This window comes from Acidimicrobiia bacterium (assembly GCA_036271555.1).
Lineage (GTDB): Bacteria > Actinomycetota > Acidimicrobiia > IMCC26256 > PALSA-610 > DATBAK01.
In genome coordinates this window covers 1-12,790 of record DATBAK010000025.1, presented here as the reverse complement: position 1 = coordinate 12,790, position 12,790 = coordinate 1, and the positions used below count along the sequence as shown (strand labels likewise).

Annotated in this window: 13 protein-coding genes and 2 pseudogenes; 10 read left to right on the top strand and 5 right to left on the bottom strand. The window is 69.6% G+C overall.

Annotated features, from left to right (window positions below; genetic code table 11):
• Positions 1-231 (top strand): annotated as a pseudogene (locus VH914_07460) (integrase core domain-containing protein).
• Here VH914_07460 and VH914_07455 read toward each other — a convergent pair.
• Positions 197-1,183, bottom strand: a complete 987-nt coding sequence (locus VH914_07455) for a zinc-binding alcohol dehydrogenase family protein (GenBank protein HEX4491025.1) — start codon at positions 1,181-1,183, stop codon at positions 197-199. The pseudogene VH914_07460 and the gene VH914_07455 sit on opposite strands and share 35 nt — an antisense overlap.
• Positions 1,184-1,259: 76 nt before the next feature.
• Here VH914_07455 and VH914_07450 point away from each other — a divergent pair, with 76 nt between their 5' ends.
• Positions 1,260-1,709 (top strand): MarR family transcriptional regulator, encoded by a 450-nt coding sequence (locus tag VH914_07450; protein HEX4491024.1) that lies wholly within the window; start codon positions 1,260-1,262, stop codon positions 1,707-1,709.
• A 78-nt stretch (positions 1,710-1,787) separates the two neighbouring features.
• Positions 1,788-2,225 (top strand): annotated as a pseudogene (locus VH914_07445) (SRPBCC family protein).
• Positions 2,226-2,273: 48 nt separating this feature from the next.
• Here the strand turns inward: VH914_07445 and VH914_07440 are convergent.
• The gene (locus tag VH914_07440; GenBank protein ID HEX4491023.1) at positions 2,274-2,909 is read right to left on the bottom strand and encodes a PadR family transcriptional regulator; all 636 of its coding nucleotides are present in this window, start codon (positions 2,907-2,909) and stop codon (positions 2,274-2,276) included.
• A 76-nt stretch (positions 2,910-2,985) separates the two neighbouring features.
• Here VH914_07440 and VH914_07435 point away from each other — a divergent pair, with 76 nt between their 5' ends.
• A complete protein-coding gene (locus VH914_07435; protein HEX4491022.1) occupies positions 2,986-3,276 on the top strand; it encodes a hypothetical protein in 291 nt (96 codons plus the stop codon).
• 3 nt (positions 3,277-3,279) lie between these two features.
• On the opposite strand, the gene VH914_07430 is transcribed toward VH914_07435, so the two are convergent.
• Positions 3,280-3,825 (bottom strand): helix-turn-helix domain-containing protein, encoded by a 546-nt coding sequence (locus VH914_07430; GenBank protein HEX4491021.1) that lies wholly within the window; start codon positions 3,823-3,825, stop codon positions 3,280-3,282.
• Between the two features lie 164 nt (positions 3,826-3,989).
• Here VH914_07430 and VH914_07425 point away from each other — a divergent pair, with 164 nt between their 5' ends.
• Positions 3,990-5,543 (top strand): MFS transporter, encoded by a 1,554-nt coding sequence (locus tag VH914_07425; GenBank protein ID HEX4491020.1) that lies wholly within the window; start codon positions 3,990-3,992, stop codon positions 5,541-5,543.
• Positions 5,544-5,570: 27 nt separating this feature from the next.
• Here VH914_07425 and VH914_07420 read toward each other — a convergent pair whose 3' ends face one another.
• Positions 5,571-6,794 carry an acyl-CoA dehydrogenase family protein gene (locus tag VH914_07420; GenBank protein HEX4491019.1) on the bottom strand — a complete coding sequence of 408 codons (1,224 nt, stop codon included), beginning with the start codon at positions 6,792-6,794 and terminating at the stop codon, positions 5,571-5,573.
• A 264-nt stretch (positions 6,795-7,058) separates the two neighbouring features.
• Here VH914_07420 and VH914_07415 point away from each other — a divergent pair, with 264 nt between their 5' ends.
• The 4 genes from VH914_07415 to VH914_07400 are packed head-to-tail and all read left to right on the top strand — an operon-like array spanning position 7,059 to position 10,396.
• The gene (locus tag VH914_07415; protein HEX4491018.1) at positions 7,059-8,345 is read left to right on the top strand and encodes a M23 family metallopeptidase; all 1,287 of its coding nucleotides are present in this window, start codon (positions 7,059-7,061) and stop codon (positions 8,343-8,345) included.
• 22 nt (positions 8,346-8,367) lie between these two features.
• Positions 8,368-9,549, top strand: coding sequence for a transporter (locus VH914_07410; GenBank protein ID HEX4491017.1), 1,182 nt, complete (start codon positions 8,368-8,370; stop codon positions 9,547-9,549).
• The gene (locus VH914_07405; GenBank protein ID HEX4491016.1) at positions 9,546-9,953 is read left to right on the top strand and encodes a Zn-ribbon domain-containing OB-fold protein; all 408 of its coding nucleotides are present in this window, start codon (positions 9,546-9,548) and stop codon (positions 9,951-9,953) included. The genes VH914_07410 and VH914_07405 overlap by 4 nt, the downstream gene beginning before the upstream one ends.
• Entirely contained in the window at positions 9,953-10,396 is a 444-nt protein-coding gene (locus tag VH914_07400; protein HEX4491015.1) for a nuclear transport factor 2 family protein, read from the top strand. The genes VH914_07405 and VH914_07400 overlap by 1 nt, the downstream gene beginning before the upstream one ends.
• 354 nt (positions 10,397-10,750) lie before the next feature.
• Here VH914_07400 and VH914_07395 read toward each other — a convergent pair whose 3' ends face one another.
• The gene (locus VH914_07395) at positions 10,751-11,254 is read right to left on the bottom strand and encodes a MarR family transcriptional regulator (protein HEX4491014.1); all 504 of its coding nucleotides are present in this window, start codon (positions 11,252-11,254) and stop codon (positions 10,751-10,753) included.
• A 274-nt stretch (positions 11,255-11,528) separates the two neighbouring features.
• On the opposite strand from VH914_07395, the gene VH914_07390 reads away from it, so the two are divergent.
• A partial coding sequence (locus tag VH914_07390) for a GAF domain-containing protein (GenBank protein ID HEX4491013.1) occupies positions 11,529-12,790 on the top strand: 1,262 nt, incomplete at its 3' end.

Genomic DNA, 12,790 nt, shown 5'->3' with positions numbered 1-12,790 from the left:
ATCGAGCACCGGCGGATCCGACCTCGACGACCACAAACCAACGGCAAGATCGAGCGATTCAACCGCACCCTCGCCGACGAATGGGCATACGCCCGCCTCTACACATCGAACCGTCAGCGAGCCCGCGCTCTTGACCGTTGGCTACACCTCTACAACCATCACCGCGGCCACACCGCCCTCGGAGGCGACCCACCCATCACCCACGCGACCAACCTCGCGGGACAACACAGCAGTGCACGTCCGGAACCAGCACGGTACGGACGCCCGCGGTCTCGGCTGCCGACCAGGCTCGTTCCACCTCGGCGAGCGGTACGGCCTGCGTCCGCACGGCGATCGCGCCCCGCCGGATCTCGTCGACCAGCGCCGGCAGCTCGGCGACGTAGGCGGCAGTGCTCACCGCGCCTTGACCGCTGCCCTGCACTCGAAGGTTGGCCGCCCGCAGCGCCGCCGAGGGCAGCTCGATCGTGGCCCCCGCGACCGCGCCGATCTGAATCCAGTCGAGGGCGCGGCTGCGGTCGGCCCTCGCCTCGAGAATCGCGACCATCGCCCGCACGGCCGGGGCACCCCAGACGTAGTCGACGACGACGTCGACATCCGCGGCCGCGGCTCCGAGCACGCTCGCGTCATCGAGCGCGACGACCTCGTCGGCGCCGAGCTCCGACAGCGCGGCGAGTCGCCCCGGATTGCGGCCCGCACCGATCACACGACCGGCACCGAGGCGTCTCGCGACCTGGATCGCCATCGACCCGGCGTTGCCGGTCGCGCCGAGCACGAGGACCGACTGTCCCGGTTGAAGCTGCACGCGCCGGCGCAGCGCGACCCACGACGACATCGCGGGATTCATCGCGGCCGCGACCTTCACGACGTCGACGCCTTCGGGCAGCGGGACCGTTCGGCGCACGTCGACGACCGCGCGCTCGGCCATCGACCCGCGCGCGTCGTCGACCGTGACGAAGTAGACGCGCCGGCCGTCGGGCAACTGTCCGACGCCGTCGATGCCCGGGACGATGGGCAACGAACCGGTGCTCGAATAGTGGCGACCCGATGCGCCGCTGCGCACCCGTGGATGGAGCCCGGCCGCGAGCACATCGACCACGACCTCGTTGGGATCGTTCGATTCCGGCGTCGCGAACCACTCGTACTTCGGTGGTGCGTCGAAGGATCGGACCACGGCGGCGCGCATCTCGAGGCTCCGTCAGTTCGTTGGTGTCACCAACTATCATGAGTGGTGCCACCAACTATTTCAAGAGGAGCACGCGATGCCGTCTGCGAACGCACCCGACCTCGGGCTGGTGGACGCGCTCGCGCAGCTCACGTTCGCGGTGCACGGCTCGTTGACGCGCGTGGCCGCCGCGCACGATGCCTCGGTCGTCCAGGCCCGCCTGCTCGGCATCCTGCGCGACCGCCAACCGACGATCAACGAGCTCGCGACCTTTCTCGACCTCGACAAGTCGAGCGTGACCGGGCTCGTCGACCGCGCCGAGGAACGCGGCCTCGTACGCCGCACGCCCTCACGCGTCGACGGCCGGCGCGTGCACGTCACCATCACCGCCGCGGGCCGGCGCCTCATCGACCGCGCAACCGCAGCCTTCGCACACGACATCGACGCGCTCGTGGCCGACCTCGGCCCGTCGCAACGGACGCGACTCTCGGAGCTCGCGACGCGCGTCGTCGCCGCCGACGCGCATCGGCGCGGTGTGATGATCTGAGTCGACATCGACCATCGCCATACCGCAATCCGCGCGCGCCGAGCCACGGCACGAGCCGCCACAGGTAGAGTCGCCTTCGTGCTCGACGTGACGACGGAGATCGTCATCGACCAGCCGCTCGCGCGTGTCGCGGGTTACACCGCGGATCCGGCGAACACGCCGGAGTGGTACGCGAACATCAAGTCGGCCGAGTGGAAGCCGGCGGCGATCGTGCAGACCGGCTCCCAGATCGATTTCGTCGCGCGGTTCCTCGGCCGAGAACTTCGCTACACGTACGAGATCGTCGAGCTCGTACCGGACGAACGGATCGTGCTGCGCACCGCGCAGGGTCCGTTTCCGATGGAGACGACGTACCGGTAGTCGGGACGCGCCGACGGCTCGACGTTGATGTCGTTGCGCAACCGGGGCGAGCCGTCCGGATTCAGTCGACTGGTCGCGCCGTTCATGGCGATCGCGGTACGCGCCCCGAACCGCAAGGACCTCCGTCGACTGAAGGCACTGCTCGAGCAGCCGTGACGTCGCGCGGCGACGCGGCGACGACCGGTTGCCGTCGGCATTGCGCCGCTACCTCGGCGTTGCCGGATAGGCCTCGAACGTTCGTCTGATCGAGGCTCGAGCTGCGCGCTCACGCGTGCGGGGTGCGGCGCCTTCCCATGCGTCGAGAGCCTTTTCGGTGCGATCCGCCCACGCGCGCAGCGTGAGCGCGTGGCTCGACAGGAAGTCGAACACGAGCGCGCGCACGTGGATCTGGTCTTGAAAGGGAGCGGTACCCGCGAGGTACTCGGCGCCCACGATGCGTCCGACGTCGAGGATTGCGTCGGCGTCGGCGCGCACCTGATCGAGCGCGGCGCCGAGTTGTTCCCTCGTGTTGAAGTCGGCGAGGAACACCCGGAGCAGGGGCTCACACTCGAGGGTCGTCGCCTTCGGCGGTGTTGCCAGCCACGCTGCCAACGCGCGACGTCCGGCGGCCGTGATGGTGTAGCTCGTACGCGCGCGGCGACCAACGAACGTCTGACGATCGCGCGCCACTCCTCGGACGACCAGCGCCTTGACCTCGGCGTAGATCTGGCTTTCGGCCCTCGGCCAGAAGAACCGCAAGTTGCGCCGCAGTTGCGTCGTGAGCTCCCACGTCGACCACTCCTCGCGCAGCGCGAGGAGTCCGAGGATCGCGTTGGCCGTGGTCGCGGTTCGCTTCGCCATATCCCTTGACAATACTCCGAGTCGGAGTATTACCTTAGATAGTCCGACTCGGAGTATCACGCGGAGGAGACGCGCGGTGGCAGTTGTGCGAACGTTCGAGGCGAAGGGCTGGACCTGCGATGAATACGACGAGCTGATGGGCGCGCTCGTGCGCCGGCTCGGTTTGCCGGCGGGCCGCTCGGCGCCCGGCGTGCTGTTCCATTGGGCCGCACAAACCGACGACGGCATGCGGGCAGTCGACGTCTACGAGTCGCGGGAGGCCGCGGATCGGCTCGTCATCGACAGCATCGGCCCGATCGCTCGAGAACTCGGTCTCGCGTTGCCCGAGATCAGCGAGAGCGAGGTCCACAGCTATCTCACGTCTTGATGGTCAGGACCGAGACGTGCGTATGCCGGCGAGCACGATCTCCAAGAGGAAGGCGTAGCGCTCGGGCGGCGCGACTCCCGGGAGCACGATTCCGCGCACGAGTTGCAAGAGGTCGGTCTCGGTCACGTCTGCGCGTACCGCGCCGGCCCCGCGCGCGGGGTCGAGCACGATCGTGGCCGCGTCGAGCACGCGGCGACGCGAGTCGGTGCGCAATTCGGGTCGCGCATCGAACGCGGCGCTGAGCTCGGCGAGCATCTGGCGCTTGGCGTGCGCGTGGCTCACGTAGTCGTGCAACCACGACACAAGCGCGTCCCAAGGTTCCTGCTCGGCGTGATGCCGTTCGGCCAAGGTGCGAAGCTCGGCGAGGTCGTCTTGGTAGATCGCCTCGACGAGCGCGGAGCGGCTCGGCCAGTTCCGGTACATCGTCCCGACTCCGACGCCGGCCGCGCGCGCGATCTGCTCCATCGACGGATCGCCGTCGGGTGTCGCGAACAGCGCCCGGGCCGCGTCGAACACCCGCTGCCGGTTGCGACGGGCGTCGGCCCGCATCGGCCTCGATCCGGCATCCCCCGCCGCCGTCGGAACGGCCGACTCCAGTGATTGGGACGATTCCCCGACCATCGCGGCCCCCGCGCCCTCGGAGTTGCTAACCGGAATCATCTTCCGTATAGTACCGGAGGGGCATTCCACTTAGCAAGGAAGAGGTAGACGTCGTGCAGGAATCCGCAACCGGTATGCCCGCCGGGACCGAGACGGTCGCGCCGGACCCGCGCCGCTGGATCACTCTCGCCATCATGCTGATGGCGGCGCTCATCGCGGCGCTCGACAGCACGGTCCTGAACGTCGCGATCCCCACGATCCTGCACGACTTCCACACCACGCTCCCGAGCCTGCAGTGGGTGATCACGGGCTACAGCCTCACGTTCGCGGCGCTGCTCATCATCAGCGGGAGGCTCGGCGACATCTTCGGCGCGCGCCGGATGTTCATCATCGGCGCCGCGCTGTTCGCGCTCGGGTCGCTCATCGCGTCGCTGTCGACCGGCGTGCCGTCGCTCGTGCTCGGCGAGGCGATCATCGAAGGCATCGGCGCGTCGCTCATGCTCCCCGCGACGTTGAGCGTCATGTCGGGAACGTTCAGCGGCCACGAACGCGCGACCGCGTTCTCCGCGTGGGGCGCGGTGCTCGGCGCCGCGGTCGCGTTCGGTCCGATGCTCGGCGGGTTCCTCACCACCAACTACTCCTGGCGCTGGGCCTTTCGCATCAACGTGATCGTCGCGCCCATCGCGATCCTCGGCGCGCTGCTCTTCGTGCGACCCTCACCGCGCGCGGAGCATCGCGAGCGGATCGACGTCCCGGGCGCGCTGCTGATCGCGTCAGGCATGTTCATGCTCGTCTTCGGTATCAGCGAAGGCGAGACCTACGGCTGGTTCGCGGCAAAGAAGTCGCTCGTTGTTCTCGGCGCATCGGTCTGGCGCACGTCGATGCCGGTGTCCATCGTCCCGGTCGCGTTCGTGCTGGCGGCCGGTTTGCTCTTCACGTTCCACCGCGTGGAGCGCGCCAAGGAGCGCACGCACCGCAGTCCGCTGTTCGCGTTCTCCAACCTCGAGCGGCCGGCGTTCCGCTTCGGAACGACGACCCTGCTGCTCATGGCGATGGGGCAGGTCGCGTTCCTCCTCGTGATGTCGGTCGTACTGCAAGACGGTCGCGGCCTGTCGGCGATCGAAACCGGGCTGTGGCTCGTGCCGTCGGGTGTCGCGATCGTGGCGGGCTCGCAACTCGGGAACTGGATGACCCGGCGGATCGGCACGACCAACGTGGTGCGCGCCGGACTGTGCCTCGTCGCAACGGGCCTCGCCGCGTGTGCCGTCGCGCTCACGCCGAGCCTCGCGTTCGCGGCACTGCTTCCCGGCTTCGTGCTGCTCGGCGTCGGGATCGGCTTCGCCGGATCGCAGCTCAACAACGTGATCCTCTCCGATGTCCCCGCCGATCGCGCCGGCGCGGCAAGCGGTGCGAACACCACGGTGCGCATGATCGGCGCGTCGCTCGGCATCGCGATCATCAGCGCGATGCTCACGACGCAGAGTCACCACGCCGCCATCGTGTCCGGCGCGCACGCGCCGCTGATCTTCGCGGCCGTCGTCGTCTATCTCGCGTTCGCGCTGTCGTTCCGTATTCCACAGGTCGGTCCGCGCGGCAGCCGTCAGAGCGACCTCGTCGACGATCCCGACCTCGAGCTCGCGTTCCTCGACGCCGAGCTCACCGCCTGAGCGCGACGGCGAGGAATCGGCGACGGGTTACGGGATGTGCAGGCCGGACACGGCGCGGGCGACGACGAGACGCTGGATCTCCGACGTCCCTTCGAAGATCGTGTAGATCTTCGAGTCGCGGTGCCAGCGCTCGACCGGGTGGTCCTTCACGTAGCCGGCACCGCCGAGGATTTGGATCGCTTCGTCGGTCACGCGCACCGCGGTCTCGCCCGCGTACAGCTTCGACATGCTGCCTTCGCCGGCCTCGAAGTGCTTGCCGGTCGCGCTCATCCAGCACGCGCGGTACACGAGCAATCGGGCCGCGTCGATCTGCATCCGCATGTCGGCAAGCTTGAACGCGATCGCCTGGTTCATGATGATCGGGCGACCGAACGCCTGCCGTTCCTTCGCGTAATCGAGCGCGTACTCGTACGCGGCGCGCGCGATGCCGAGCGCCTGCGCGCCAACCAACGGGCGCGACGCCTCGAACGTGCTCATCGCGGCCTGCACGCGCGAGCTCTTGCCCTCGCGCGCCCGCGCCATGCGATCGTCGAGCTTCTCCTTACCGCCGAGCAGGCAGCGCCCGGGGACGCGCACGTCGTCGAGCACGACCTCGGCGGTGTGCGACGCGCGAATGCCCATCTTCGAGAACTTCTGGCCCATCGTCAGGCCCTTCGTGCCCGGCGGGACGACGAAGCTCGCGTGACCACGGCTCTTGAGCTCGGGATCGACGGCCGCGACGACGACGTGCACGCACGGCACGTGCGTGATGCCGCCGTTCGTGATCCACGTCTTCGTGCCGTTGAGCACCCACTCGTCGGTCTTCTCGTCGTACTCCGCACGCGTGCGCAGCGACGAGACATCGGAACCCGCGTCGGGCTCGCTCACCGCGAACGCGGCGACGTGGAGATCCTCGGGGGTACCGAAGCACTCGGGCAGCCACTCCCCGATCTGCTCGGGCGTGCCGTTGCCGACGATGCCGGAGACACCGAGCGTCGTGCCGAAGATCGCGAGCGCGATGCCGGCGTCACCCCAGCAGAGCTCTTCGGAGATCATCGGGAACGTGATGCCGGTCGGGTCGCCGAAGGCGTTCGCGATGAAGTCCATCGAGTACAGCCCGATGTTCGCGGCCTCCTGGATGACCGGCCACGGGGTCTCCTCGCGCTCGTCCCACTCCGCAGCCACCGGCCGCACGACGTCCGAGGCGAAGTCGTGCACCCACTTCTGGAGTTGGAGCTGGTCGTCGTTGAGCTCGAGCGAGAAGTCCGCCACGGTCGCCTCCACGGGCGCGGTCGCAGCCCGGCACGAAAAGTTACTGACGAGTAACCACTCTACTCCGGGCCCCCGGCGGGGCAAGACTGAGCGGGTCAAGTTTTCCCGGACCCGTGCCGATCCGGCCTCGTACGACGAGCAGGGGGAACTCTCATTCGCACTTCGACGCGCCGGGCCATCGCCGCCGGCCTGACCTTTCTCGCACTCAGCACCGGCTCGTTCGTCACCGCCACCGCGGCCGTCGCCGACGGCGGGGGCAACGGCGTGCCGGAGTTCCGGCACATCCACTTCCCCGTGCAGGAGCACGTCGACTACACGGACACGTTCGGCGATTGCCGCGACGGCTGCACGCGCCGCCACCTCGGCAACGACCTCATCGGCTCGCGCCTCTTCCACGAGCTCGCCGCGGTCGACGGCACCGTCACGTGGATGGTGCAGGACGCGAGCGGCACCGGCGGCAACTGGCTCGAGATCACCGACGCGCAGGGCTGGCACTACAACTACGGGCACATCAACAACGACACGCCCGGCACCGACGACGGCGCGAACCCGCCGCAATGGCGCTTCGCACCCGGCATCGAGATCGGCGCGCACGTGCACGCGGGACAGTTCGTCGCGTACATGGGCGACAGCGGCAACGCGGAGACGAGCGTGCCGCACCTGCACTTCGAGATCCGTCATCCGGATCACACCGCGATCGACCCGTACCTGTCGCTGCGACTCTCGCAAGGTCTGACCGCGGGCAACCAGTGCCGCTATCCGTCGCTCCCCGAGCAGCACCCGACCACTGCATCGGCGTCGGGCTACTGGGCGACGACCGGCGCCGGCGCGGTCTACTCGTTCGGTGCCGCGCACTACTACGGCGGCATGGCGTCGCGTCATCTCAACGCCGCGATCACCGGCATGACCGCACGCACGACGGGCAACGGCTATTGGCTGCTCGGTCGCGACGGCGGCATCTTCAGCTTCGGTGACGCGCCCTTCTACGGCTCGACCGGCGCGATGCACCTCAACGCGCCCGTCATCGGCATGGCCGCGACGCCGACCGGCCACGGCTACTGGCTGCTCGCGTCCGACGGTGGCGTGTTCAGCTTCGGCGACGCGCGGTTCGAGGGCTCGACGGGCGCGATGCACCTCAACGCGCCCGTCATCGGCATGGCCGCGACGCCGACGGGCCACGGCTACTGGCTGTACGCGTCGGACGGCGGCGTCTTCAGCTTCGGCGACGCGCACTTCTTCGGCTCGACCGGTGGCCTGACCCTCGCGCATCCGATCGTGCGCGTCGCGGTGACGCCCGACGGCGACGGCTACTGGCTCGTGACGTCCGACGGCACCGTGCACCCGTTCGGCGCGGCTGCGAACTACGGCTCGCTCTCGAACCTCGGGTTCTGCAGCTCGCTGCCGGTCGTGTCGATCGGCGCGTCACAGACCGGCCACGGCTATTGGCTGCTCCAGACCGACGGCAGCATTCGCGTGTTCGGCGACGCGGAGATGTATGGCGACGCAAGCCCGTACCACGCGTCGACCGTCGCCCTCGCAGTGAAGCCGTAGTGCCGCACTAAGGTCCGCCGCCGTGGCAGGCGGCTTCTCGGGCACCGTCGCGATCGCAGGGATCGCGGAGACCGCGTACGAGCGGCCGTCCGACAAGTTGCCGGTCGAGCTCATGCTCGACGCGGCCGCCGGCGCGATCGCGGACGCGGGACTCACGCCGCAGGACATCGACGGCATCGTGCCGCCGCCCGGATACACGACGGTCGAAGAGCTCGCCGCGAACCTCGGCGTTCCCGACGTGCGCTACTCGTCGACCGCGCACATGGGCGGCGCGAGCTCGTGCGCAGGCATCGTGCACGCGGCAACCGCAGTCGCCGCGGGCGTCGCCGACACCGTGCTCGTCGTCGTGGGATGGAACGGGTATTCGGCGTTCCGTGCCCGCCCGGGCGCGCGCCGGCCGCGCAAGGGCATCGACGGCTCGGCAGTGGCCGACACGATCGTCGACTTCTACCTGCCGTACGGCGCGCGCGCCGCCGCGCAGTTCTACGGCTGGATCGCGACCCGTCATCAGCAGCTCTACGGCACGCTGCCCACCGACACCGGCACGATCGCGCTCACGTGCCGCGAGCACGCGCACCTCAACGACAAGGCGGTGATGCGCGGCCGGCAGTTGACCATGGACGACTACCTCGCGTCGCCGTGGGTGTCGGAGCCGTTCCGCCTCTTCGACTGCTGTCTCGAGACCGACTGCGCGGCCGCGGTGATCGTGACGTCGGCCGAGCGCGCGCGTGATCTGAAGCAACGACCGGTCGTGGTGCTCGGTGGTGCCGAGGGCCATCCCGCGCCCGCCGACGACATCGCGAACCGCGCCGACCTCTTCCACATCGGCCTGACCGATGCCGCGCCGCGCGCGTTCGCGATGGCCGAGGTCGAGGCGCGCGACGTCGACTTCCTCGAGATCTACGACTGCTTCACGTACGTCGTGCTGCTGCAGCTCGAGGCGCTCGGGCTGTGCGGTCGCGGCGAGGCCGGACCATTCGTGCGCGACGGCCACCTGTCGCTCGGCGGCCGCACGCCGCTCAACACGCACGGCGGCCTGCTTTCGCAGGGACACATGTGGGGCATGAACCACGTCGTCGAGGCGAGCCGGCAGCTGCGCGGCACCGCCGGCGCGGCGCAGGTCGACGGGGCCGAGCTCGGCGTCGTCACCGGGTGGGGCGACTTCGGTGACGGAAGCATCCTCGTCCTGGGACGCGACCGGTGAGCGACAAACTCATCCCGCAGCCCGAGGGCCTCAACGCGGAGTTCTACGCGCACTGCGCGGCGGGCGAGCTCCGTTTCCAGCGCTGCACCGCGTGCGCGACCTGGCGGCACCCTCCACGCGCCCGCTGCGGCGCGTGCGGATCGGACGGGTGGGAGTGGGCGCTCGCGTCGGGACGCGGCCGCATCTTCTCGTGGACCATCACGCACCGGGCCATCGATCCCGGCTTCGCCGACGAGGTTCCCTATGCGATCGTCGTCGCGGAGATGGAAGAAGGGCCGCGTCTCGTCGGCAACCTGCGCGGCCTCGCGCCGGACGAGCTCGAGCTCGACTTGCCCATCGAGGTCGTGTTCGAACCGGTCGCCGACGGCGTCGCGCTCACACACTTCGCGAGTCGCGTCGACTGATGGAAGTGTGGGAGCTCGTCGCGCGCGAAGAGATCCGCGAGACGCTGGCGCGCTATCACCACGCGGGCGATGCGGGTCGGTTCGAGGAGATGGCTGCGCTCTTCGCGGTCGACGGCGTGCTCGAGATCAAGGGCGAGCAGACCGTCGACGGGCGCGCCGCGATCATCGAGTTCCTCACGGGCGTGAACCGCGACGTCGTCGCCTTGAGCGACGTCCCGATGCTGCGCCACTACTCGACGAACCTCACGATCACCGTCTCGTCGCCGAGCGCGGCGACGGCCGCGAGCGCGTTCCTCGTGCTGTCGGAATCAGGGCTCGACCATTGGGGCCGGTACCGAGACCGCCTCGTCCCCGCCGACGGCGGGTGGCGCTTCGCGCACCGGCTCGTGCGTACCGACGGGTACGCGCCCGGCGGTTGGGCGATCCGACGGCAGAGGGCTTGACTGCACCGGGTCAATACTTGCTATACTGCACATGCGATCGGTACCACCCCCTGCCGTCTTCAACCCGTCTGGCAGCGGTCGGTCGCACGGCCCGCCGAGCACCCCCAAGCTCTCGGCGGGCCCTTTTCTTGTTGGTCGCACTCGCTGCGCTCGCCGCTCCTGACGCCTCAGGTCCGACCCGGACGGGCCGCACAGCGACCCGCCCCTTCCTGCGGGAACCGACGCTCGCCGCTCCTGACGCCTCAGGTCCGACCCGGACGGGCCGCACAGCGAGCCGCCCCTTCCTGCGGGAACCAACGCTCGGCTTTGTTGGTCGCACTCGCTGCGCTCGCCGCTCCTGACGCCTTCAGGCCTTCAGGTGCTCCAGCCGAGCTTCCAGGCGTCGTCGGGGCGCTCGCCGGCCGCGGCCGCGAAGGCCTCGAAGCCGGACACGAGCTCGGCCCGCCGAGCCGGTGACAGCGCGGCGACGACCGCCTGGATCTCCTCGCGCCGGCGAACGGTCACCTTGCGGACCAGCGCCCGACCGCGCGCACTGAGCACGACGGTCACCTCGCGCCGGCTCTCACGCGAAGTCGCGCGCTCGATGTGCCCCAGCGCGAGCAGGCGATCGCAGAGGCGGGTCGCGGTCGACGGGTGGATCGCGAGCAGCTCGGCCAGACCCCCCACGTTCTGAGGCCCGTGCTGCGCGAGCAGGACGAGCGCCCGGAACTGGGGCAACGTGATCGCGACCGGTTCCAGCGACCGGACCGCGACGCCGACCAGCGCCCGGGAAGCAAGGAGCACGGCGTCCGTCGCGGCGTCGAGGGAGTCGGTCGCGGATGAGTCCGAAGCCATCTCGGACGCGGTCCGTGGAGCCATGTGTTGCACCTTAGCAACTGTTGGCCTCTTCGCCATGCCGTCGGCCGGGTGCCGAGTGCGCACCTCGGCGACTCGACGGGTTCGCTCGAAAAGCCTCTGACCAGGCGCGACGACCTCGTCACAAGTCGCGCGCAGGGCGGATCGCGCCTCAAATCCGGCCTGGCGACGCCGATGTGAAGGGGTGGAGCCCAGCCGAGACGCGCCTCCCGTGGCGCCTGATGACGACGGGCCCCACCGCGTCGCTCGGTCACGCGCGCCGCTGGGGTGGGTGCTCGTGCTGTCGCTCGTCATCGCGGCGGGCGCGATCGCGACCTATCTCGGCGCGGCCCGGAACCTGACGACGACCGGCGTCGCGCTCCACATCCCGTGGCTGCTGTTCGCGGTCGCGTACGCGGCGTCGGAGTTCACGATCGTCCACATCGAGTTCCGACGCGACGCGCACTCGGTGTCACTCAACGAGATCCCGCTCGTCGTCGCGCTCGTGTTCGCGAGCCCCGGTCACCTGCTGCTCGCGCACCTCATCGGCGCGGGCGCGGTGCTGATCCTCCACCGTCGTCAGGCGCTGCTGAAGCTCGTCTTCAACCTGAGTCATTTCGTGCTCGAGGACTGCGTCGCGATCGTGGTGTTCCACGCACTCCTCGGCGGACCGGTGCGCATCGGACCGTCGCTGTGGGCCGCGGCCGTCGTCGCCGCGATCGCCGCCGCGATCGTCAGCGTCGTGACCGTCAGCGTCGTCATCTGGATCCACCAGAAGCGCGTGACGATCGGCCAACTGCGCGCGGTGCTGGGCGTCGCGCTGCTCGGCGCCGCGTTCAACGCGTGCGTCGGCCTCGTCGCCGTCACCGTCCTCTGGGCCGACGGGCGCGGCGCGATCCTGCTCGCCGCGATCGGCCTCATCCTCTGCTTCGCTTACCGCGAGTACGCGTCGCTGCGGCAGCGGCACGCGAGCTTGGAGCTCCTCTACGAGTTCACGCAGGCCGTGCGCGGCTCGGGCGATGCCGAGCAGATCGTCACCGACGTGCTCGCACAGGCGCGGCAGATGCTGCGCTCGGAGATCGCGGAGCTCGCGATCCTGCCGAACGGCGACAACCAGGGCATCGACTGGCTCCTGCTCGAAGGCGACTCCGAGGTGCCGCGCCGAACGGTCGAGCCGATGCTCCACCCGTCGCTCGCCGCACTCGTCGAGAGCGGACGTCTTGTCGTCGGAGCGAAGGGCACGCGCGATCCTCGGGTGCGCGCGCACCTCGCGCAGCGGGACCAGCGCGACTGCATCGTCGCCCCGCTCATCGCCGACGACAAGCTCATCGGCGTTCTCGCCGTCGCCAACCGGCTCGGCGACGTCACCAGCTTCGACGAGCAGGACGGCCGCCTGTTCGAGACGATCGCCGCGCATACGAGCGTCACGCTGCAGAACGCGCGCCTCGTCGACCGGCTCCGGCACGAGGCGCTGCACGACAACCTCACCGGACTGCCCAACCGGGTGCTGTTCCTCCAGCGGCTCGCCGACTCGCTCGCGCGCCAGCGACCGACGGATCC

What these genes read in the sequence shown, in the direction of transcription:
- VH914_07395 (HEX4491014.1), bottom strand. Translation starts at nt 11,254, where the DNA reads ATGGCTCCACGGACCGCGTCCGAGATGGCTTCGGACTCATCCGCGACC.
- VH914_07440 (HEX4491023.1), bottom strand. Translation starts at nt 2,909, where the DNA reads ATGGCGAAGCGAACCGCGACCACGGCCAACGCGATCCTCGGACTCCTC.
- VH914_07400 (HEX4491015.1), top strand. Translation starts at nt 9,953, where the DNA reads ATGGAAGTGTGGGAGCTCGTCGCGCGCGAAGAGATCCGCGAGACGCTG.
- VH914_07450 (HEX4491024.1), top strand. Translation starts at nt 1,260, where the DNA reads ATGCCGTCTGCGAACGCACCCGACCTCGGGCTGGTGGACGCGCTCGCG.
- VH914_07455 (HEX4491025.1), bottom strand. Translation starts at nt 1,183, where the DNA reads ATGCGCGCCGCCGTGGTCCGATCCTTCGACGCACCACCGAAGTACGAG.
- VH914_07430 (HEX4491021.1), bottom strand. Translation starts at nt 3,825, where the DNA reads ATGCGGGCCGACGCCCGTCGCAACCGGCAGCGGGTGTTCGACGCGGCC.